This window comes from Antarctobacter sp., assembly GCF_048262615.1.
GTDB lineage: Bacteria > Pseudomonadota > Alphaproteobacteria > Rhodobacterales > Rhodobacteraceae > Antarctobacter.
In genome coordinates this window covers 22464-42656 of sequence record NZ_JBLXFB010000004.1, presented here as the reverse complement: position 1 = coordinate 42656, position 20193 = coordinate 22464, and the positions used below count along the sequence as shown (strand labels likewise).

21 protein-coding genes and 1 tRNA gene are annotated in these 20193 nt (G+C 64.0%); 9 read left to right on the top strand and 13 right to left on the bottom strand.

The window, feature by feature from the left end; translation table 11 throughout:
• Position 1: 1 nt before the first annotated feature.
• From arsC to ACN0S5_RS05545, 5 genes are all read right to left on the bottom strand, one after another.
• Entirely contained in the window at positions 2-349 is a 348-nt protein-coding gene (gene arsC, locus ACN0S5_RS05565) for an arsenate reductase (glutaredoxin) (RefSeq protein WP_417206760.1), read from the bottom strand.
• 9 nt (positions 350-358) lie between these two features.
• Positions 359-1660 (bottom strand): histidinol dehydrogenase, encoded by a 1302-nt coding sequence (gene hisD / locus ACN0S5_RS05560; RefSeq protein WP_417206758.1) that lies wholly within the window; start codon positions 1658-1660, stop codon positions 359-361.
• A 137-nt stretch (positions 1661-1797) separates the two neighbouring features.
• Positions 1798-2277, bottom strand: coding sequence for a DUF2948 family protein (locus tag ACN0S5_RS05555; protein ID WP_417206756.1), 480 nt, complete (start codon positions 2275-2277; stop codon positions 1798-1800).
• Positions 2274-3545: a UDP-N-acetylglucosamine 1-carboxyvinyltransferase gene (gene murA / locus ACN0S5_RS05550; protein ID WP_417206754.1), complete on the bottom strand. Its 1272-nt coding sequence runs from the start codon at positions 3543-3545 to the stop codon at positions 2274-2276. Before murA ends, ACN0S5_RS05555 begins: the two co-directional genes overlap by 4 nt.
• Positions 3546-3552: 7 nt before the next feature.
• The gene (locus ACN0S5_RS05545; protein WP_417206752.1) at positions 3553-3723 is read right to left on the bottom strand and encodes a hypothetical protein; all 171 of its coding nucleotides are present in this window, start codon (positions 3721-3723) and stop codon (positions 3553-3555) included.
• Between the two features lie 274 nt (positions 3724-3997).
• Between ACN0S5_RS05545 and ACN0S5_RS05540 the strand changes: the two genes are divergently transcribed.
• The 4 genes from ACN0S5_RS05540 to ACN0S5_RS05525 all read left to right on the top strand — a co-directional run bounded on the left by ACN0S5_RS05540 (position 3998) and on the right by ACN0S5_RS05525 (position 6912).
• Positions 3998-4072: transfer RNA gene (locus ACN0S5_RS05540), tRNA-Thr, on the top strand.
• 259 nt (positions 4073-4331) lie between these two features.
• Positions 4332-5249, top strand: a complete 918-nt coding sequence (locus tag ACN0S5_RS05535) for a NotI family restriction endonuclease (protein ID WP_417206750.1) — start codon at positions 4332-4334, stop codon at positions 5247-5249.
• Positions 5250-5318: 69 nt separating this feature from the next.
• The gene (locus ACN0S5_RS05530) at positions 5319-6440 is read left to right on the top strand and encodes a DNA cytosine methyltransferase (RefSeq protein WP_417206748.1); all 1122 of its coding nucleotides are present in this window, start codon (positions 5319-5321) and stop codon (positions 6438-6440) included.
• Between the two features lie 118 nt (positions 6441-6558).
• The gene (locus ACN0S5_RS05525; protein ID WP_417206745.1) at positions 6559-6912 is read left to right on the top strand and encodes a hypothetical protein; all 354 of its coding nucleotides are present in this window, start codon (positions 6559-6561) and stop codon (positions 6910-6912) included.
• 105 nt (positions 6913-7017) lie between these two features.
• On the opposite strand, the gene ACN0S5_RS05520 is transcribed toward ACN0S5_RS05525, so the two are convergent.
• Positions 7018-7398 (bottom strand): hypothetical protein, encoded by a 381-nt coding sequence (locus tag ACN0S5_RS05520; protein WP_417206743.1) that lies wholly within the window; start codon positions 7396-7398, stop codon positions 7018-7020.
• On the bottom strand, positions 7398-8150 hold the full coding sequence (locus ACN0S5_RS05515) for a hypothetical protein (RefSeq protein WP_417206741.1): 753 nt from the start codon (positions 8148-8150) through the stop codon (positions 7398-7400). The genes ACN0S5_RS05520 and ACN0S5_RS05515 overlap by 1 nt, the downstream gene beginning before the upstream one ends.
• Positions 8151-8449: 299 nt before the next feature.
• Between ACN0S5_RS05515 and ACN0S5_RS05510 the strand changes: the two genes are divergently transcribed.
• Positions 8450-10129, top strand: a complete 1680-nt coding sequence (locus ACN0S5_RS05510) for an AAA family ATPase (RefSeq protein ID WP_417206739.1) — start codon at positions 8450-8452, stop codon at positions 10127-10129.
• 13 nt (positions 10130-10142) lie between these two features.
• Here the strand turns inward: ACN0S5_RS05510 and ACN0S5_RS05505 are convergent, their stop codons facing one another.
• The 6 genes from ACN0S5_RS05505 to ACN0S5_RS05480 form a co-directional block, all read right to left on the bottom strand.
• Positions 10143-10676 carry a hypothetical protein gene (locus ACN0S5_RS05505; protein WP_417206737.1) on the bottom strand — a complete coding sequence of 178 codons (534 nt, stop codon included), beginning with the start codon at positions 10674-10676 and terminating at the stop codon, positions 10143-10145.
• Entirely contained in the window at positions 10669-11286 is a 618-nt protein-coding gene (locus ACN0S5_RS05500) for a recombinase family protein (protein ID WP_417206735.1), read from the bottom strand. The genes ACN0S5_RS05505 and ACN0S5_RS05500 overlap by 8 nt, the downstream gene beginning before the upstream one ends.
• Positions 11287-11699: 413 nt before the next feature.
• Complete coding sequence (locus ACN0S5_RS05495) at positions 11700-14213, bottom strand: bifunctional DNA primase/polymerase (RefSeq protein ID WP_417206732.1); 2514 nt, start codon at positions 14211-14213, stop codon at positions 11700-11702.
• Positions 14214-14338: 125 nt separating this feature from the next.
• Positions 14339-14536, bottom strand: a complete 198-nt coding sequence (locus ACN0S5_RS05490; protein ID WP_417206730.1) for a helix-turn-helix transcriptional regulator — start codon at positions 14534-14536, stop codon at positions 14339-14341.
• Between the two features lie 95 nt (positions 14537-14631).
• Positions 14632-15228, bottom strand: a complete 597-nt coding sequence (locus ACN0S5_RS05485; RefSeq protein WP_417206727.1) for a hypothetical protein — start codon at positions 15226-15228, stop codon at positions 14632-14634.
• Complete coding sequence (locus ACN0S5_RS05480; protein ID WP_417206725.1) at positions 15219-16394, bottom strand: tyrosine-type recombinase/integrase; 1176 nt, start codon at positions 16392-16394, stop codon at positions 15219-15221. The genes ACN0S5_RS05485 and ACN0S5_RS05480 overlap by 10 nt, the downstream gene beginning before the upstream one ends.
• Positions 16395-17321: 927 nt before the next feature.
• Here ACN0S5_RS05480 and ACN0S5_RS05475 point away from each other — a divergent pair.
• The 4 genes from ACN0S5_RS05475 to ACN0S5_RS05460 are packed head-to-tail and all read left to right on the top strand — an operon-like array spanning position 17322 to position 20192.
• Positions 17322-18551 (top strand): 3-deoxy-D-manno-octulosonic acid transferase, encoded by a 1230-nt coding sequence (locus tag ACN0S5_RS05475; RefSeq protein ID WP_417206724.1) that lies wholly within the window; start codon positions 17322-17324, stop codon positions 18549-18551.
• A gap of 52 nt (positions 18552-18603) precedes the next feature.
• The gene (locus ACN0S5_RS05470) at positions 18604-19026 is read left to right on the top strand and encodes a DUF1178 family protein (protein WP_417206722.1); all 423 of its coding nucleotides are present in this window, start codon (positions 18604-18606) and stop codon (positions 19024-19026) included.
• Positions 19027-19081: 55 nt separating this feature from the next.
• Positions 19082-19726: an SDR family oxidoreductase gene (locus tag ACN0S5_RS05465; protein ID WP_417206720.1), complete on the top strand. Its 645-nt coding sequence runs from the start codon at positions 19082-19084 to the stop codon at positions 19724-19726.
• Positions 19710-20192 carry a YybH family protein gene (locus tag ACN0S5_RS05460; RefSeq protein WP_417206718.1) on the top strand — a complete coding sequence of 161 codons (483 nt, stop codon included), beginning with the start codon at positions 19710-19712 and terminating at the stop codon, positions 20190-20192. The genes ACN0S5_RS05465 and ACN0S5_RS05460 overlap by 17 nt, the downstream gene beginning before the upstream one ends.
• Position 20193: the final 1 nt, after the last annotated feature.

Here is a 20193-nt window from a genome sequence, read left to right as displayed (position 1 = left end):
CCTACAGCAGCTCCGACACCCGTTCCGGCGGACGGCACAGCCGCACCCCCTTGGGCGAACAGACAATCGGCCGTTCCACCAGTTCGGGATGCGCCACCATGGCGTCAAGGATCGCCTCCTGCGACACCTCCCCGGCGGTCAAACCCAGATCCTTGGCCGCACCGCCCGCCGTGCGCAGCGCCTCGGCGGGCTCCAGTCCCGCCACCGCGAACAGCGCCTGCAACTGCGGCTTGGTCCAGCCGGTTTTCAGGTAGGGCACCACAACCGGATCGACGCCCGCCGCGTGGATCAACGCCAGCGTCTCGCGCGATTTGGAGCATTTGGGATTGTGAAAGATAACAACGGCCATAGCCCTCTCCTATCGGTTCAGTTTGTCCAATCGCGCGGTCACGCTCAGCCCGTGCGCCTCTAGGCTTTCCGAACGCGCCAGCACCTCGGCCGCCGGGCCAATGGCGCGCAGCGCTTCGGGTGTCATGCGCGCCAGTGTCGTGCGTTTCAGAAAATCCATCACCGACAGACCGGAGGAGAACCGCGCAGAGCGCGCGGTGGGCAGCACGTGGTTCGGCCCGCCGACATAGTCGCCGATGGCCTCGGGCGTCCACTGGCCTAGGAAAATCGCCCCCGCGTGCTGGCATTTGTCGGCCAGCGCCTCAGGCTCGGCCACGCAAAGTTCAAGGTGTTCAGGCGCGATTCTGTTCGACAGCTGCGCCGCCTCGTCCAGATCGGCCACGGTGATCACCGCGCCATAGTCACGCCATGACGCGCCCGCGATGGTCCGCCGTTCCAGCGTTTCCAGGCGCTTGTCCACCGCCTCGGCCACGGCGCGGCCAAATTCGGCATCCGTGGTGATCAGCAGCGATTGCGCGCTTTCGTCGTGCTCCGCTTGGCTCATCAGGTCCAGCGCGATCCAGTCGGGATCGTTTTCGCCGTCCGCAATGACAAGGATTTCGGACGGGCCAGCGATCATGTCGATGCCGACCTTGCCAAACACCCGCCGTTTCGCGGCGGCGACAAAGGCATTGCCCGGTCCGGTGATCTTGTCGACCGGCGCGATGCTGTCGGTGCCATAGGCCAGCGCCGCAATCGCCTGTGCGCCGCCGATGCGGTAAATTTCATCCACCCCGGCAATCCGCGCCGCCAGCAGGACCAGCGGATTCACCACCCCGTCCGGCGTCGGCACGCAGATGGCCAGCCTTTCGACCCCCGCGACTTTGGCGGGAATCGCGTTCATCAGCACCGATGACGGATAAGACGCCAAGCCGCCCGGCACATACAGCCCCGCCGCCGTGACCGCCGACCAGCGCCAGCCCAGTGTCGCACCCTCCGGATCGGTCCAGCTTTGATCCTGCGGCATCTGGCGGACGTGATAGGCGCGGATGCGTTCGGCGGCGGTTTCCAGCGCCTGCCGCTCCGGGTCCGCGACCTGCGCGCAGTATGTCTCGATCTCGGCATCGGTGAACCGTAGCCCCGTGGCGTTCAGGTCCAGCCGGTCGAATTTCGCCGTCAGTTCCAGCACCGCCGCGTCGCCGCGTGCGCGCACATCGGCGATGATCCCGGCGACAACCAAATCCACGTCCGGGCTGTCCTCGCGCTTGGCGTTCAGAAGTGTCTGAAAGGCGGCTTCGAAACCATCCTGACGGCTGTCCAGAAATACGGGCATCGGCCCCTCCAAGAGTTCCCGGTCACATCGACGGCGTCTGCGCAAACCTTAACAGTAGGTAAAAACGTCTCTGTAACCCATTGATTTCAGATGGGCGGGGATCTGTCCACGCGTGGACAGCCTGTGCGGCCTTCCGCTCAGGCACCATGATCCGGCAGCTTGCGCGAGGGGGCCACATAGGGCCGCGTCACGTCCCGCAGCGACACCTCCAGCGCCTCCACCTTCGCCTGCAAGGCCCCGTCCCCGGCCAGCGTCAGAACCACCGCCCCGTCCGCATCCTCGCCCGGTTCGAAACTGATCGCCAGCACCTGAAGGATCATATCCTTGTCGGATCGATCGACCCCCTGGCTCGCCACGCCCAAAACGTTGTCGATCACCAGCAGCGATTGCACCCGCTCCGCCGGACGGCCGCGTTTTTTCGCGGCCTCCACATCCTCCCAGCGGATGCGGTTCAACAACAGACCCAGCCGCCGCTTCGATGCCTGCCAGCGAATTTCCGTCACCGGCAGGACCGCGTCCTGCACGAGGCTGGAAATCACTTGCAAATCCTCGGCGTCCAAAGCCCCTAGATTCAATGGCCGCTCACCACCATCTTCGAAACGCGCGTCCTCGGTCATTTGCCTTTGATCCGTTCGATCCTTGCACCCAGCGCCGACAGCTTGTCCTCGACGTTCTCATAGCCGCGATCCAGATGGTAGACCCGGTTCACCACCGTCTCCCCCTCTGCCGCCAACCCGGCAAGGATCAACGACACGCTGGCGCGCAGGTCCGTCGCCATGACCGGCGCGCCTTTCAGCCGCTCGACGCCCGTGACACGGGCCGAGCCGCCGTGCACATCGATCTTCGCGCCCATCCGGATCAGCTCCGGCGCATGCATGAAGCGGTTCTCAAAGATTTTCTCTTCCAGCAGCGACTCGCCCTCCGCGACGCAAAGCAGCGCCATCATCTGCGCCTGCAAATCGGTCGGGAAGCCGGGGAACGGCTCTGTCGTCACGTCCACGGCGCGCACCCGGTCATTCCTGCGCCGCACCTTCAGCCCGGCGGGGGTCTCTTCGACGTCGATGCCCGCCGCGTCCAGTTTTTCGCAGAAGGCCGCAACCAGATCGATCCGCCCGCCAAGGCAGGTCACCTCACCGCCGCAGATCGCCGGAGCCAGCATGTAGGTGCCCAGTTCGATCCGGTCGGTGACAACCGAGTGGGTCGCACCGCCCAGCCGGTCAACGCCTTGGATCGTGATGGTCGAGGTGCCCTCGCCGTCGATCTGCGCGCCCATCTGGCGCAGACACTGTGCCAGATCGACAATCTCCGGCTCGCGCGCCGCGTTTTTCAGCACTGTGGTGCCCTTGGCCAGCGTCGCCGCCATCAGCGCGTTTTCCGTGGCCCCAACCGACACAAAGGGAAACTCCACCACACCGCCGCGCAGCCCGCCTGCGGGGGCCTTGGCGTGGACATAGCCGTCGCGCAGGTCCAGTTCCGCGCCCATCGCCTCAAACGCCTTGAGGTGCAGATCGACCGGGCGCGCGCCAATCGCGCAGCCCCCCGGCAGCGAGACCTCGGCATAGCCGAACCGCGCCAGCAGCGGCCCCAGCACAAGGATCGAGGCGCGCATCTTGCGCACGATGTCATAGTCGGCCCGCTGCGTGGTCAACCCGTGCGAGGACATCGCCAGCACCTTGCCATTCGCCAAAGTCGAGACCTCGGCCCCAAGGGACTGTAACAGCAACGTCATGGTGCGAATGTCCGACAGGCGCGGCGCATTGGTCAGCGTCAACGGCTCTTCGCTCAGCAGGGTCGCCGGCATCAGCGTCAGGCAGGCATTCTTTGCGCCCGCGATGGGAATATCCCCGTTCAGCGGGCCATTCCCGGTCACAACAATCGAATCCATACCTGTCCTAGTCCTCGCTCGGCGGCGCACTCTTGTCCTGAGAAGCGGTGTCCGCCGGTGTTTTCCGGGCACGGGCCTGCGCCTTGCGGCGCGCAAGATTGGCCTTCAGCGCCGCTTTCAGCCGCGCTTCCTTGTCGTCGTTGCCGCCTTGCCCGCGTTGATTATCCTGCCGCTCCATGGCGCGGGTGTACCGCAGCCTCGAAACCGGGTCCAGCCCGTGACACGGCCATCGCAGGGGAACCGGGCCAGCCAACTGCGTATTTTTCCAATCGACCTCTTGCACGGTCAGAAAATTGGGTCTAAGAGGCCCGCCACACGCTGCTGTAGCTCAGAGGTAGAGCACTCCCTTGGTAAGGGGAAGCTCTGGGCGCAGAGGCGGCTGAAACTAAAGGGCTTTTCCAGAGCCCGCTTGCATCGGGGTAACGCCCGGGGTAGCTATCTGGAAAACGGATGCTGTGGTAGCTCAGTGGTAGAGCACACCCTTGGTAAGGGTGAGGTCGAGAGTTCAATCCTCTCTCACAGCACCATCCCTCCCTTACAAATCAAGCGCTTAAGTGATCGCTCCGGCCCTGCGCCTGCGTTACCCCAGCATTACCCGGCGGATTTCAGAGCCCGGTGAATCATTGACTACATGTTGTGGAAGTTGTCCAATGCACCGCAAGGTGCGGAGGCAACCCATTGGCAGAAGAGCGGTTTCACATTGCGGAGTGGTATGGACACCCATTCAAAGACCTAGGTGACTGGGACCGCGTTCGGCTGGCCGGGCATGACGTAGGCGGGTCGGCCATGTCGAAGGCAGAGCTGGCCCGGATGGTTGCCCTTGAGGAGAAGGACGCCCTCGGGACACTGAAACCCAAAGAGGCCGACCGGCTCAACGTCCTGCGCGACAAGCTGGCCCAGCAGCAGGCGGAGGAGCTGCCCTGCCCATTCCGCACCGACAGCCCACACCCGACCTGCACCAAGCCCGGCGGCGTCTGCTCAATCCGCATCTACCAAGAGGATGCCGGGACCATCGAGCCGATAGACGGGGAACGCGGGCGGCTGCGCGCTCTCTGCCCTTGGCGCTTCCATCAGGACGGCACGGCCTTCGACAAGATCGGTGAGAGCCTTCTTGCGGACCCATCGCCACTGCGCGCCGGTGAAGTGGGCTTCCTCGAATCAACCGGCAACCTCGACAGTGACCCGGGCGAGGACGTGGGCCGCATTGACATGATCCTTGTGAAGTCGAACGCGGCGGACGGCGCGCCGATGAACTGGGTGGCCGTAGAGGTGCAGGCCGTCTACTTCTCCGGCAAGAAGATGAGCATTGAGTTTGATCACCTCAAGCTGACGCAGGGCAAGCTGTCGATGGCCCAAGAGAAGCGCCGCCCGGACTACCGCAGCAGCGGGGTCAAGCGCCTGATGCCGCAGCTCTTGACCAAGGTGCCGACCCTCCGGCGGTGGGGCAAGAAGATGGCCGTGGTCGTTGACGCCCCGTTCTTCTACTCGATGGGAAAGATGGAGCGGGTCCCGCACCTCTCGAATGCGGACATTGTCTGGTTCCTCGTTGACTTCAAGCAGGCCGCACCCGGCGCACCGTTCCAGCTTGAGGTCATTGAGGAGTTTTACACCACGCTGGAGAGCGCCACCCTCGGGCTGACGGGTGGCGTCCCCGTGTCACAGGGCGAGTTTGAGGCGCGGATCACGGCGAAGGCCCAGAAATAGAAGTTGCCCAGTTAACCCCCTGTAAGGTAAGTCTGGGACAAAATGAGAACAAAAGCGGAGGCGAGCCCGATGACATACACGGCGATAGACTTGTTTTGCGGGGCTGGCGGCCTGTCCGCCGGGCTTGAGATGGCAGGCTTCACCGTGCTTGCGGGCAATGACCTCTTTGACGCGGCTGGCCGGACATTTGAGGCCACGCACCCGAGGGCGAAGTTTATCCCCGGGCCGATTGAGGAGCTTTCCGTTGAGCGCCTGATGGAGGTTACGGGGCTGCGCAAAGGCGAGCTGTCGGTTCTAGTCGGTGGCCCGCCCTGTCAGGCCTACTCTGTCTACAACCACCAGCGCGGGATGCACGACGCCCGGGCCTCTCTGTTCCGGGAATACCTGCGGATTGTCGATGGCCTGCGGCCCGAGTGGATCGTGATGGAGAACGTCACGGGCATCTACTCCATCGCCAACGGGGAAGCCGTCCGGGCAATCAAGGCGGAGTTTGCGGCCCTCGGGTATGCCGTGGAAGACGCGGTGCTGCGCGCAGAGGACTACGGGGTGCCACAGGAACGGCGGCGCGTCGTGTTCATCGGCAACCGCGTCGGTGCGCCCATCTCGCACCCGGAGCCCACACACGGGCCGGGCCGGGCGGACCCGTTCACCAAGATCAGAGACGCAATCGGGGACCTTCCCCCGCTCGACAATGGCGAGGACCCGGGCCGGGTTGCCTACGCTGACGGCAAGCCGACCAAATACCAGCGCCGGATGCGCGGCAACGCGACCACCGTGGGCAATCACGCGGCCCCGAGGCTGGGCAAGGTCAATATGGACCGGCTGCCCTTCATCCCGCCCGGCGGGAGCTGGCGTGACATTCCGCATGACCTGCTGCCCGAGGGCATGAAGCGGGCCAAGCGGTCGGACCATACCAAGCGATACGGGCGCATGACATGGGACGGGCTTTCCTGCACCGTCCTGACTAAGTGCGACATCCACTGGGGGGCCTACATCCACCCGGATCAGGACCGCGCCATATCGGTGCGCGAGGCCGCGCGGCTGCAAGCTTTCCCTGACTGGTTTGAGTTTGCCGGGTCGAAGACAGAACAGTATGTGCAGGTCGGCAACGCGGTCCCGCCCCTCTTGGGCAAGGCCGTTGGCGACCACCTGATGCGGCTCATGGCTGCTAAGGGCGAGGCTGCCGCCTGACCCCGTCGCACTAATCCCCGCCAATTCAGCGCCCGATTGGCGCGACCGACACAAGGCGCGCGACATGAGACTTCTCCAACCTCTGGCCGATGGGGCCGGATGGAAAAGGAGAAGATACGTGGATGGCGATGACATGACCTACACTGCCACGGACATGGCCGCTTTGGGCGATGAGCTTGTGGCGGCGTCCGAAGAAATCCGGGGGCTGGACTGCCCCGGTAACATCTATGCCGATATTCCGGCTATGGTCCTCACAGACCTCGCAGCAATGACGGTCAGACAGTGGACGGGGGAGTATCGGCACATGGAGCGCAGCGAACTCCTCACCGTCATGTGCGGCGCGCTGGCCTACATGTTCGACTGGTTCAAGGGAGAGGCTAACGATGTGGAGCTGTCGCGCCTCCGCGACCTGACCCGGGCGCTTGACGCGATGACCCGGGAGGAGCACCGCCCCCGCTTCGCCAAGCGCTAAAGTATCACCCGGAAAGGGCCGCGCCGGACTATCGCCGCGCGGCCCTGTCGCCGTGGGTCCAAGGGAGGCCAGCACGGCCACCGCTGAAAGCGGTCCCTAAAAGGGTCAATGCAGGACGCGCCTGCGCAAATTCAGCCAACCCAGATCAGTCGTAGCGCAGAACCATCCGAAGGCGCGGACCACCTTGTGGTCGTGCTGGCGGATCAGGTGCGGCGTGGCGGCATCGGGATCGCGCACGGCATCGACCCAAACCACGACCCGCCGGTCATTCACCGGCTGGCGCGACAGCATCCCGACCAAGGCCCCTAGGGGGCCGCGCGGCACACCGTAGAGCCGCGCGAAGCGTTCCACATCCGAGGGTTTGGGCCAGCCGTCAGGGTTGGCTTCCTCGGCCCAGGAGACCAGCGCCATATGGGCCTGACGAAGGCGGCGCGGGAACAGGGTCGAGTATGCCTCTGCGATCCGCCGCGACCAGACCATATCCATCACCCCGCCTCCACCGCCGCGCCCGCTTTCTTCGCCGCGTCCCGGTCGGCCAGTGCCGACGCGATCCGGGCCGTTGCTTTGCGGCGGCCAGACGCAAATTCACGGTCGGCATTCAGGGCGCGCTGGTGCGCCTGTTTCACCGCCGCGATTGCGGCCCGGGCCTGCCGCACATCGTCTCCGATCAGGCGTTCAGCCAGTTCATGCGGCGACACGATCCGCTGCTTCACTGGCGTCCGGTCCAGAAGGGACGCGACACTGGCCCCCAGAACCCGATCCAGCGTGGCGGCGGCCAGCGCAGCTGCCGTGCGCAACTCCGCCGGGCCAGCCCCCGAAAGCTGCGCCATATGGTTCGTGCGCTTGTCGCTGCCCATACCGGCGCGCGCCAAGGCGACCACAGGCGAAGCCCAGAGCACGTCCGAGGCGGACAGGCCCGAGGACAGCGCGTCGAGCTGGCGCAAGATCGCCCAGCGGTCATCGTCAGACGCAGCGCGAACATCGTTGCGGGCCTTCGCGGCCATCTTCGTTCCGGCGTTCTGGGCGTCGAGCTTGCCGAACCCCGCGCGGCGCGCACTGTCGGCGGCGTCCTGCGCCTGCTTCAAGATCGCGGCCTCAAGCCGGTCGATCATAGCCCGGTGCTTCTCTTCAAGCCGGGTCGCGGTGGCGAGGGCCTCGGCCAGTTCGGGCAGGCCATAGAGCGTCCCGGCGGCAGGCAAAGTCGGGGGAGTGTCGTCGGGGGAAAGCGTTGCGGTCATCGGTCGGTCCTCTCAAATTTGGGGGCCGACGCGCTGCCACTGCGCTGTCAGGGTCGCCACTGCCCCGGATGCGCAACTATAGCGCGAGCGCATGGGGCGGCAGAGCGGTAATCGTTGTTGCCTTCAGGCGAGGGCTATCGTGCATGCGCAATCGCTGCAGCGAGCACTTCGCAGGTCATTGCGCTCACGCTTCAAGGTGTTACAAATAAATGAACACTCGTCCCTCAGGTGAACCGAGATTGCCTCGAATAATTGATCGAGGCCGTGTGTGGAAGCGTCAACTCAGTGAGGATTCCCGATTGAGACTTAAGGCGATCACTGTCGACAATTTCAAAGCTATCAAAAGTGCCAAGGTAGAACTTGCCGACGTTACCATTCTTGTTGGTCAAAATAGTTCAGGAAAGTCCTCGTTTCTTCAAGCTCTTCATTGGGCTTGTCGATGCGTGGCAGATGTCAAGATCCAAAACAACCAAGCGCGGAGTGTAGCCGTCCAATCACTGGATTATTTTCCCACACTGGATGCCAAGGTAGTTGGTCACAATCAAGAACTTCGTGAAGGACGGGGCGATCAAGGCGATATTTCCGTTTTTGTCACTCTTGATTTCATAGACGACGACCAAGAGGATTCGGGAACTATCCCGATTAAACGAGGCCGAAACGATGCCATTCAGATCGACTTGCGGCAAAAAAAGAAATTGCCTCAAAATCTGTACACCCTTTTATCAAATAGAATTAAACCATTTACAGCATATATTCCTGGACTAGCTGGCATTCCATCCGACGAAGAAAAAAAGAGCCGACAACCAGTATTCAGAAGTGCCGCAAGTGGCGATGCCAATAGCGTACTGCGCAACATTTTGCTGCTCATCAAAGATACAAGTGAAGATGATTTAAAGCTTTTGGAAAAGTGGGTTTCAAAAGTCCTCGGCCCAACAGAACTCGATGTTACGTTTGAGGAAGGCGACCATTTCAGTATTCAGGCTCTGATAAATACAGAAAACATGGACGCGGCTTGTTGGTCGCCACTTGAGTTGGCCGGGACAGGCGTTCTCCAAGTCATCCAGATTTTCTCATATTTGATACTTTTTCGGCCATCAGCATTGTTGATCGACGAACCAGACGCACACCTGCACCCAGACAGGCAGGAAAAGCTCATAAGAGCTATCGAGGAAGCTTCGGTGGATTTCTCTACCCAAGTAATTCTCACGACACATAGCCCACATGTAATTCGCACCGCATCTAGCAAGGTAAAAATGGCGTGGTTGGCCGATGGTGGTGTCGCAACAGACGACAAGGTTATCCGCGAGAAGATGGGATGGGGGTTGCTGGACAAGTCTATTCTAATCATAACGGAGGATCAAAACACGCCGCTCTTGCAAGCGATAGTGGATCAGTGGCCAGACCACAGCAAACGAACAGCAATTTGGCCAGTCTTCGGTAGCGAAAACCTTCCCACGGCGGATGGTGCAAGTTCTCTGAAAGCGATGCTAGGCATATCAAAACTTGTTGTGCATCGAGACGGTGACTTCATGATTTCCGCCGAAAAAGAAACTCTCAGGAAAAAATTTGCAGGTAGTGGTTGTAGCCTATGGATAACCGAACCATCAGACATAGAAGGTTATTTGTGTACCCGTGAGCACTTGATTGCTTGTCTTGACATCACGGAAGACGAAGCAGAAGACTTCCTGGCCGAAGCGTGGAAAAAATCCTCTGATCCTAAAGCGTTTCAATCAAAACGCTCACCAATTAATAAGAATGAGAAGTTCTATGCGGGCGGTTCCGGTACGCCATCTCTGGACGACGCGAAAAAAGAGCTTGATTACCACTATGCTGGCACCGTGAAAGGCAAAAAGCTCTTTAAACAACTGAAATCTCTTCTGCATATCGAAGTGGACGCGACGCCGAAACAATTGTTGCGTCTCGAAACGGAAGGGACTGTTGCTGCCGATTTGAAAGCCATCTTGGACGCAAAAGAATAAGGCCTTCTGTCGCCTAATCCCCCCGCTTAGTCTCCGGGTCCAGCACCGCCTCGATAGTGCGCTGGCCGGGGATGCGCTCCACGGTATCGGGCCGCTGGGGGCTGTCGTATAGGCCAGCCTGCCGCTGGGCTTCAAGGAACTCCTCCATCGTCATCTTATTCGGCACAACCAGAACGCCGCCGGTGTCGATGTTCACGCTAACCCCGACCTGCTCACCCTCGCGGTATCCATGGCGGGTCTTCAACAGAAACATCGCCGGGACATACTGGCCCGCCATTGCCAGATCATGCAGGACACCCACGAGCTTGTCGTGTTCCGTCGCGCGGCCCCGGTCGATGGCCTCCTGCACAGCAGGATCTCGCCGCTTCGCAGCGCGGAAGGCATCCTTGCCCATCCGTAGGGCTTTGGCCATCGTCGCCTCGGCAACGCCGCGCGCGGCCAGCTCCTCCACGATCTTCAATCCGCGCTTGCCGACGCGATAGGCCGGACCTCCGGGGGTGCCGTCCGACACGCGGCGCGCCACCGCGTCAAACCTGTCTTCATCCATCTGCCATCTCCTTGTCGAACGCTTGGCAAACCCGCTGGCTCAGGCCCTTGCCGCATTTCAGGTTGCGCGCGATCCGGTCCATTCCCATCCCGTCCGCGCGCAGGGCGCGGATCGCGTCGATCAGCGCTTCAGAGGCCGGGGCGCGACCGATCTGCTTGCCGCGCGCTCGGGCGCGGGCCATCCCGGCTTTCGTGCGCTCCACGATCATCGCCCGCTCGAACTCTGCAAACACGCCCGACATTTGCAGGAGCGCCCGGCCAGCCGGGGTCGAGGTGTCGAGCGCCTGCTGTTCCAGAAAGAGGTCGCAGCCAACGCTGCGCAGCGTCTCGAATAGGTCCACCAGATCGCGCAGGGATCGCCCGAGGCGCGATACATCCCACGCCATCACCACGTCGAACCGGCGGCGTGCGGCGTCCTTCACCATCGCGTCCAGCCCGGGCCGCGCGCGGCTGGCGCCGGATGCCGTCTCGACATATTCGCACACAACCGCCCAGCCCGCGCGCTCTGCCACCTCTCGCAAGCGGATAAGCTGGTTCTCGGGCGTCTGTTCGCCGGTCGATACCCGGGCGTAGATCGCGGCGCGGCGCGGAGGTGCTTTCGGACAGTCCATTGTTGTTGCTCCATTTCTTAGCTCAACCATAGGTAGAACATACCGCGAACACAGTTGGACCGTCTATCCGAAAGCACCCTGTGCCGGTCGCTCCGGGGGTGGCCTTCGCGGCGGGGATAAACGCCTGCGAATTTGGGCTTTCAGGCGGCCAGATCGCGCGACCCTTGCGGGGTGGCGATTGCCCAGCAAGATCAGGCAAAGGGGATCGGCGCGGCGGATCGCGGATCGTGTGGCGCGGCCAACGGGATCAGGCGCGGCCTTTTAGGAGGGGCGCAAAACGCGGGTTTCGGTGTTTTCGACAGCTACCTTTTCTGCGGCGCACAGCGCGCGGCTCAGTGTTTCTCCAATGGGTCATTCACCCATCTCAGGGCATTCAGGGTTTTCAGGGTTTCTTTCCCCCCGGCGCGGAGGATTCACACAAGGGAACAGTAAAGGCCGGTATCCGTAAGGAACGCAGACGGGCGGAGCCCCCCGGATACGGTTGGAACGGCCCGCCGCGCGCGGCTGGGGGGAGAGAAGCCCCGAAAGCCCCGGATGCCCGGCGGCCACCATTCCGCCACCTTCACAAGCCGGTATGCGAGGGCGTTGTTCTCCCCTTTGAAGGCCACGATCTTCCGGCCACGCACGATCCGGCCCTTCACCCGCTTCAGATACGACGCCACCGCCTTCGGGCTTGCGCCCCTCGGGCAGGCCGCATCAAGCGCCAGCATCAGCCCATCGCGCCCGGGGCCACCTGCGGCCTCCTCGCCCGCACGCCGGACCAGCTCGCCCGCCGTCACCACCGCGCCGATGTCAATCATCTGCTCCCATGCCTCGATCAGGCTCGAAAGCTCCTCGCGGACTGAATCGACAGCTGCCACATCGGCCTGCGTGTCGTGTGGGTCGGGCTCGCCCGCCCATACCAGCGCGCCGCGCACGAGGTTGGACCAGTCCTCGAAGCCACCGAACGGAGTCAGCTTTTCCAGCCCGGGGCGTCCGGCCACGATGAATGCGCGCAGGACGGTCAGCGCCGCCGGAACCAGCTCATGCCGCCGCCTCGGCACCTCCAACTTGAGGTCGACGTCAAACTTCCGCTCGGCGGGCCGCTCTACCCCTGCGTCCATGGTGCACAGGATCGCGCGGCGGCTCATGTCCTCGCGGAACTCAAGGTTGTTGCCGTTCACCAGCCAGAGGGTCCGCGTCGATACGTGGCCCTGGTCGTTGCCGCCCAGCATCCGGTCCTGCCACGTCTCCTGCGTCAGGATCGAACACATGCGCGCGCCTCCCATCGGGCGGTCCACGTTGTCGATCACCACCACGGGATCGCTCTGCATCAAGACCGACATGAGGCGCTTGCGCTCCTCCTCCCCGTCCCCGTCGCCCGACTGGTTCAGCACGGTGGCGGCACGGCCCATCGCCAGCAGCGCCACTGCGTCGGTCAGCAGGCTCTTTCCGGTCCCCATGGTCGGGGCCGTGAAACCGTGCATCGGAGCCGTGCGCAGGGACCGGCGACACACCGCCGTCAGCATCGCGGACAGGGCCACAGAGCGCGACGGCGAGCGCCCGTCACCGTCCTCCACGAACGGGAAGCCTTCGATGATCCACTTTAGCTTTGCCAGCGCCGCAACCGCATCTTCTTGCGTCGGCGCATCAGGAACGGCGTCGAAGGTCGCGCCGCCGGTGCCCAATATCAGGCCCGAGGCTGCGTCATACCCCTCCTGCGCCAGCACGGTCCCATCGGCCCGGAGCGTCGGGCATTCCACGATGCCGCGCAGCACCGGGAGCCGCCCGCCGCCCTCGCGCACCCGCTGGATGTAGGCCAGCGACAGTGAAACCGGCGGGCCAACGGGCTTGTCCTTGGTCCCATCCTCTGTCTCGACTACCTTCACGAAGTTGGCCACGCGGGTCATCAGGTCCCGCAGGCTGTGGGGCTGCACGTCGCGGACGACAAGCGCCCCCTCCTGCCGCACCACGTCGCCATCAAGCTCGGACACGTCGAGCCTGACGGCCCGGACCAGCCGCCCCATCTGCTGGTAGACTGGCAGCCCGGCGGCCATCATCGCGGCCTCCGCCGCGTCCTGCGTCTCGTGCAGCCGGTTCTCAGACATTTCCACCCGGGTCCGCCCGTCCTCGCGACCGGCCATGCCCAGCCAGAGCCGGAAACGCTTGCCGACAGCCTCGGGCAGGTTTAGCATCTCGACCACGCGCGGGATGCCCGTTGCCGCCTCGCCTGCCTCGACCTTGGCGGCGGTCTGGCCTGCCTTGCGGCGCTTGCCCGCCTCCTCGTCGCCTGCGGCCCCGGCCACCGCGACAATGCACCTGTCCGCGTCGTCAGGCCCGAGGCCCGCCGCCAGCAATGCGCCCGCAAGAGCCATACAGAAGTCATCGCGCGAGCCCTGCGCAGGGTAGAAGCGCGCCACCACCGAGAGGAACGCCAGCAGGCCCGCCGACGAAAGCACAAGTCCGGCCTCCCAGCGCGGCGGCGTCCGGTCGTTTTCCCACGCCACCGCCTCCCCCTCGGGATGGACGGACGGCGGGGCCATCGTGTGCCCGTTCGCCCGGACCTCAAGGACGCACACGGCGTGTTCCTCCGGCAAGCCCTCGGTGCCCTTCAACTCGGGAATGTCGTATTTCTTGATGCCCTTTAATTCCGGGCAGAGGACCAGACGGTGCGAGCCCGCCGCGCTGAACCGCCCAAACCGGGCGAGCGCAAACAGGTTGAGGTCGGCAAGCGCGCGCGCCTCCGGCCAGTCAAGGTCGAAATCCACAAGCCCGCCGTGGTCCGGCCCGAGCCGGAGCCCGAGGTTGTAGCCGCCATGGTCTATCAGCAGCGCCGCGTTGTCGGCGGTGATGGTGTTGTCGTCATGCTTGCCCAGCGGCTTCTTTGCCTTGGGGCCAAGGCGGATCGGCGTCATGCCCCGCGCAAGGTAGCCCTGCGCGGCTTCCAACAAGTCTTTCTGGTCGGTCGTGGAGGAATTTCCGGCTATACTCGTGGCATCAGGGTTTTGATGACGGGTCCTGTCCTCGCCCCCGGTCTGCTGTCCCGCGCCGGGGGCGCTACTTTCTTCACCCTTCATCCCGTTGTCCTCGCCTCAGCTCGGGCGGCAACCCAGTCGCTGACCTCGCGTTCGAGCCACGCGACCTTGTTGGCGCAGAGGCGGAGCTGGCGGGGAAAGTCCCCCTGCCGGATCAGCTTGTAGATGGTGGGCTTGGAGAGGCGGGTGCGCACGGCAACCTCCTCAATCGTAAGCAGTGTGTCTGCGTCTGGCATGGTCTTTATCCCCGGATATGGCGTCATCTGGGGAGAGACTACGGGGGCCTAGACCGTAGGTCGGTCGCGCCAATCGGGGGTGGAAACGCCCGACATTAGCGCGACCGCGCTCGATGAAGCTGGTCAACTTGGCGCCAGCAATCATGCAACAGACGGCGCTTTGCGTCCGGCCACTTCATCATGCGGTAGTGTTCGGGGATTGCCCGCAAGACACCGGCGGCGACAAATCGCACAGTCGGTGTGGGGCGCATGGGCCGTTCCCCCGGATGCTGTCGGCCATCGGTAGTGTAGAGCCTGCCCGGCTGGACCGTCCCGCCTTGGTTCTTCCAAACCTGCATCAAAGTCTGGACCGCCTCTCGCAATCCGGGGAAATCCGGCGGGTTGCCCTCACGCCCCTTCGCGTTCTCGACAATCATCTGCGCTGCCGCGCCAACGTCGATTGCCAGCGTGTCCGGTATCTCTCCGACCTCCGCTGACAGGACACGGTTGAATTCGTCACGCTCGGCAGGCGTCATGTATGACCAGATCGCCGCAATCTTCGCGGCTGGCCCGGCGGCGGTCGCGGGCGCGATTGCATCGTCACCGAACGTGGCGGCTGCGATACGCTCCCATTCCGGGATGTCAGCAATGGCGTGGAACGCCTGCCGGGCCTTCATCACGTCCGCCTTGGTCAGCCTCGGTTTCACACCCATTCCTGCCCCCATGCGTCCAGCGCGGCCCGCTTCTCCGGCAGGTAGCTGTATCGGTTGTAGGTCCCCGCCACGCCTTCAATCGCATGGCCCAGGACGCGCTCTATGTGTTCCTGCGCCACCCCGAGGCGCGCCATGTGCGTTGCGGCGGAGCGGCGGAGGTCGTGCAGCGTCCAGCCCTCCACCTCGGACAGCTTGTCCAGCCGGGCCTTGGCCTTAGAGAAGCCCGAGACGGGCCGCTTGCCCGCCGTGGTGGACAGCATGAAGTTCCCGCTGTTCCACTTGGGCAGGCCCTCGACAACGGCCAACGCGGGCGCGGAAAGCGGCACCACCTGCGGGCGGTCAGTCTTGTAGTGGCTGGCCGGGACCTCGAATGCCTGCTGGTCGGGCAGCAGCCACCCGCGCTCAAGGTTGGCGACCTCCGCCCGGCGCTGCGCCGTCAGGATCAGCAGCTGCACCATAGGCCCGAATGGGTATCCCATCTTGCCCGCCGCCGCCCAGACGGCGCGCAGCTCGTCCATCGACAGCACCCGCTCGCGCGGCGTGTATCCCAGCTCGGGGCGGCGCATCCCGGCCACCGGGCTCGCGGCCAACAGGCCTCTGTCTACCGCCCAGTTGAACAGCTTAGTGATGTGCTTGCGGACCTCGCGCGCCGCGCCGGTCCCGTGGTCCATCGCAATGTCGTCCAGCAGCTCGTGCGCCGCCGCCCGGTCAATCTGGTCGATGGGCCTGCCACGCCACGCCGGGACCGCGTAGGTGTCCAGCAGCCGCTCGGTGTCGCGCCACTTAACGGTGTGGGCCTTCGCGTGAAGCTCGATGAAGCGGGCGCAGATGGCCTCGAACACCCGCTCACCCTTCTGGCGCATCTCATCTTTGCGCTTGTCCGCCGGATCGTCGCCCCGGTCGGCAAGGTCGATTGCGGCCCGCGCCCTCTCACGCGCCGCCTTGAGGTCGATCAGGGGATAGGCCCCGAGGGTCATCCGGCGCAGCGGCCCCCTGTTGCCCTCACGCCCCCGGCCCGCGACCCGATACATCACCGACCAGCTCTTTTTGCCGCGCTCGGTCACGCGCAGGGCGAGCCCCGGCGTCAGCGTGTCGAACACCTCAAGCCGCCGCCCCGCCTCTGGTGCGATCTTGGACACGGCCATCTCAGTCAGCTTCTTCTTCATATGCGGCTCCGGGGTAACGCTCGGGTAACGGATCAGCGGGCTATTCGGCTTTACGGGCCGATACCACCGGAGCCGACTATAGCGCCCAAGAAACTGCAAATAAAGGGGTTTAGGCTATTCGCGGAGCCCGCCAGATACCGTGGGAAACTGGAGGCCCGCCCCTTGGTAAGGGAGAGGTCGAGAGTTCAATTCTCTCCAGCAGCACCATTTCGCTGCCTGCGACAATGCGGAATGGTGCCGTCTCTCAAACAGTGCGATTTTGTCCCCGACGTCTCGATTGGGCGGTATTCGGACCTCTTGCAGAGATCGACACCGCACCCACGGCTTTTCATGTCAACTGACAAGATCACCGTCCAACAGATTGACGTCAGGTTATAAACCCCGTTTCAACTGCATACGCCGCTTTACGCGATTTTTGGCGCGCGCTGGATGGTAACGCTCGCCCCGGCAGGCTTGGCGAAATCCACAGGCGCTTCACCCGCTAACCCGCATGGGCGCAGGGCCTAATCGAAACGCCCCACAGCCCGGCACCTGCGCATTGCCAGACGCTGTCCAGCCTTAACGCCATGTCGGATGGCCACATCGCCTGAGATCCCGTGGATAGATCAGTTTTCCACAACAAACATTCAATATTTGGCCGAAATGTCGGGCCTAATGATGGAAAAATGCAATAATTTCCGCCAACCACCAATCGTTAGTCCGCTCCGGTATACGGGCAAAACCAGACGCAAACCGTTGTAAAACCCGGTCATTTCATCTTGCACAGCAGAGCGGCCGCAAACCCGGTTCGAACCTGCAAAATCGCCCGGATCACCGCCAAAATCAGCCGGGGCTTTCTGCATCTTCCGTAGGGCTTGCCAATGCCCCGCCCTAGGGCCTATCCGACTGTCCGGGGCCATCGGCCCGCGCCTCTTGGAACGGATCGCCGTGCTCCTCTATCGCCTCCTCCTTAGTCTGTTTGCCGCCTACACGCTGGCCCGGACCGCCGCACGGGACGGGGCGGTCGCGGCCCGCAAGCGCCTGTCCCCCGGCCCCGCGCCAGTGGGCCGGTTTGTCTGGTTGCATGGAGCCTCGAACGGCGAGTTGGCCTCTGCGCGGCCAATTCTGGAACGGCTGGTCGCGGCGCGCCCCGATCTTCACTGGCTGGTCACCGCCAACACGCAGACCGGCGTCGCCCTTGTGGCAAGCTGGGAGCTGCCCCGTGTCGCGGCGCGCCTTGCCCCGCTGGACCTGCATTATCCGACCACGCGTCTGATGCGCGACTGGCGCGTATGTGCCCATATCACGCTGGAATCCGAGCTTTGGCCCAACCGCTTTCTCACCTGCCCCGGTCCGGTTCTGCTGCTGGGCGCGCGGATGACCGAAGGCACCGCCCGCACATGGGGCCGGTTTCCGCAACTGGCGCGCAGGGTCCTGTCGCGTGTCAGCTTTGCCTCGGCGCAAGACAGCGGGTCCGCCGGTCGGCTGGCCGCATTGGGCCTGCCGTCTGCGGCACGCGGGCCGGTTACAGATCTCAAGGCCTTCTTTACCGCGCCACCGCCCCCCGCCGATCCCATGCTCGACGCCGCCTTTGCCAGAGCACGGACATGGCTTGCGGCCTCAACCCACGAAGGTGACGACACTATCGCGCTGACCGCCCATGCCCTTTGCCTGAAACAGAGCCCTGATCTGCGCCTGATTCTTGCGCCCCGTCACGCGCGCCGTGCTGACGCAATCGCCGCCGAGGCCGCGCAAATGGGTCTCACCTTGGCCCGGCGCAGCCTGGGCGAGGTGCCGGGCACCGCTCAGGTCTATATGGCGGACACGATGGGAGAGATGCCGCTGTGGTATGCCCGCGCGGGTCGGGTGTTCATTGGCGGCACCCTCAGCGACCGGGGCGGGCACACGCCCTATGAGCCCGCCGCCTTTGGCGCAGCACTCTTGCACGGCCCCGATACCCGCAACTTTGCCGCCGCCTACGCCCGTCTTGCGGCCGCACAGGCAAGCATTGAAATCCGCACCGCCGAGGATCTGGCACAGGCGCTTTCTTCCCTTGAGGCAGGCGACGCGCAAGAGGCCGCCGGGGAACAGGCGGCGGCGGCCCTGCGGCAGGACACAAGCCTCGACACGCTTGCCTTGGCCCTCCTTGACCACCTGCCCGCGCCCGAGCACGCTTGAACCGCCAGCGGTTTCCCTTATCTTTCCTGTAATTGCCATCCGGAGCCGGGACGTGATCCAGTACAGCCTCAAATGCGCCGAAGGGCACCAGTTCGACAGCTGGTTCCAATCGGCCTCTGCCTACGACAAGCTGCGGGCCACCGGGCACGTCGCCTGCGCCGTGTGCGGCTCCGGCGAGGTGGAAAAGGCGCTTATGGCCCCTCGGGTCGGTCATGGCGATGCGGACAAGTCCAAGGATTTGACCACCCCCAAATCGCCCGCCGAACAGGCCCTGGCCCGGCTCAAGGCACATGTAGAGGCGAATTCGGACTACGTGGGCGGGCGCTTTGCCCAAGAGGCGCGGGCCATGCACGCGGGCGATGCACCGGAGCGGCCAATCTGGGGAGAGGCCAAACGGGAAGAGGCCAAGGCCCTGATCGACGACGGTATCCCGGTCGCGCCGCTGCCCTTTACGCCGACCCGCAAGAGCAACTGACCCATCCCGGAAGACGCGCCGAGAAACGCACCGGACGCAAACGGAAAGACCCGACATGCAGATCCTGATCACCGGCGCGAACCGTGGCATCGGTGCCGCCCTCGACAGCGCCCTTGTGGCGCGCGGCGATACCGTTCTGGGCACCGCCCGCGATCACCCCGAATACCTGCCGCTTGAGGTCACTGACCCCGCCTCGCAGGCGGCACTGGCACAACGGCTGGAAGGGCAGCCGATTGATGCGCTGATCTGCAATGCCGGCGTTTACCTCGACAAGGGCCAGAATTTGGCAGACGGCTACCCCGCCCAGATGTGGGCGGACACTTTTGCGGTGAACGTCACCGGGGTCTTTTTGACGGTGCAGGCGCTGTTGCCCAATCTGCAACTGTCCGACATCCCGCGCATCGCCATCATTTCCTCGCAAATGGCCTCAAGCACCCGCGCACCCGGCGGCAGCTATATCTACCGCGCGTCCAAGGCGGCGGCGCTGAACCTCGGGCGCAATCTGGCCGCGGACCTGAAACCGCTGGGCATCGCTGTGGGCATCTATCACCCCGGCTGGGTGCGCACGGATATGGGCGGCACCGCCGCCGAGATCAGCGTTGATGAGGCGGCGCGGGGGCTGACCGACCGCATCGACGCGCTGTCGATCGAAACCACCGGCTGTTTCGAGACCTGGGATGGCCGTGCGCACCCCTACTGACCTCCCCTCCCGCCCAGAGGATTTCCCCAAGGCCTTCATCGCCGCATGGGATCAACGTGACGGCGACGCCATTGCCGCGCTCTTTACCGAAGACGCGGATTTCGTGAACGTGACCGGCCTTTGGTGGCATGGACGTGAGGCAATCGCCAAACCCCATGACTACGCGTTGAAAAGCTTCTTTTCGCGGTCCACGCTTCGGGCCGGTCGCACCGAGGTGCGCCACCTGTCACCGGACATTGCGGTGGTGCGATGCCGATTCACTCTGTCGGGCCAGATCGCGCCGGACGGAACGGATGCAGGCGACCGTCGCACAATCCTGACCTTTGTGGTCCAACGGCAGGCGGATGGGTGGCGCGCGGTCAGCGCCCAGAACACCGATGTCGTCCCCGGCAAGGAAACCCATGTGAACACGGGCGGCCTAAATGCGGTCGATTACCGCGAACGCCCGTCTGGCCCCGACGATTAGC

Excerpts from the sequence above, each read along its gene's own strand:
- ACN0S5_RS05545 (WP_417206752.1), bottom strand. The coding sequence starts at position 3,723 with ATGGAGCGGCAGGATAATCAACGCGGGCAAGGCGGCAACGACGACAAG.
- ACN0S5_RS05465 (WP_417206720.1), top strand. The coding sequence starts at position 19,082 with ATGCAGATCCTGATCACCGGCGCGAACCGTGGCATCGGTGCCGCCCTC.
- ACN0S5_RS05515 (WP_417206741.1), bottom strand. The coding sequence starts at position 8,150 with ATGACCGCAACGCTTTCCCCCGACGACACTCCCCCGACTTTGCCTGCC.
- ACN0S5_RS05480 (WP_417206725.1), bottom strand. The coding sequence starts at position 16,394 with ATGAAGAAGAAGCTGACTGAGATGGCCGTGTCCAAGATCGCACCAGAG.
- ACN0S5_RS05530 (WP_417206748.1), top strand. The coding sequence starts at position 5,319 with ATGACATACACGGCGATAGACTTGTTTTGCGGGGCTGGCGGCCTGTCC.
- ACN0S5_RS05535 (WP_417206750.1), top strand. The coding sequence starts at position 4,332 with ATGTCGAAGGCAGAGCTGGCCCGGATGGTTGCCCTTGAGGAGAAGGAC.
- ACN0S5_RS05555 (WP_417206756.1), bottom strand. The coding sequence starts at position 2,277 with ATGACCGAGGACGCGCGTTTCGAAGATGGTGGTGAGCGGCCATTGAAT.
- arsC (WP_417206760.1), bottom strand. The coding sequence starts at position 349 with ATGGCCGTTGTTATCTTTCACAATCCCAAATGCTCCAAATCGCGCGAG.
- hisD (WP_417206758.1), bottom strand. The coding sequence starts at position 1,660 with ATGCCCGTATTTCTGGACAGCCGTCAGGATGGTTTCGAAGCCGCCTTT.
- ACN0S5_RS05490 (WP_417206730.1), bottom strand. The coding sequence starts at position 14,536 with ATGCCAGACGCAGACACACTGCTTACGATTGAGGAGGTTGCCGTGCGC.
- ACN0S5_RS05500 (WP_417206735.1), bottom strand. The coding sequence starts at position 11,286 with ATGGACTGTCCGAAAGCACCTCCGCGCCGCGCCGCGATCTACGCCCGG.
- ACN0S5_RS05485 (WP_417206727.1), bottom strand. The coding sequence starts at position 15,228 with ATGGGTGTGAAACCGAGGCTGACCAAGGCGGACGTGATGAAGGCCCGG.
- ACN0S5_RS05505 (WP_417206737.1), bottom strand. The coding sequence starts at position 10,676 with ATGGATGAAGACAGGTTTGACGCGGTGGCGCGCCGCGTGTCGGACGGC.
- murA (WP_417206754.1), bottom strand. The coding sequence starts at position 3,545 with ATGGATTCGATTGTTGTGACCGGGAATGGCCCGCTGAACGGGGATATT.
- ACN0S5_RS05520 (WP_417206743.1), bottom strand. The coding sequence starts at position 7,398 with ATGGATATGGTCTGGTCGCGGCGGATCGCAGAGGCATACTCGACCCTG.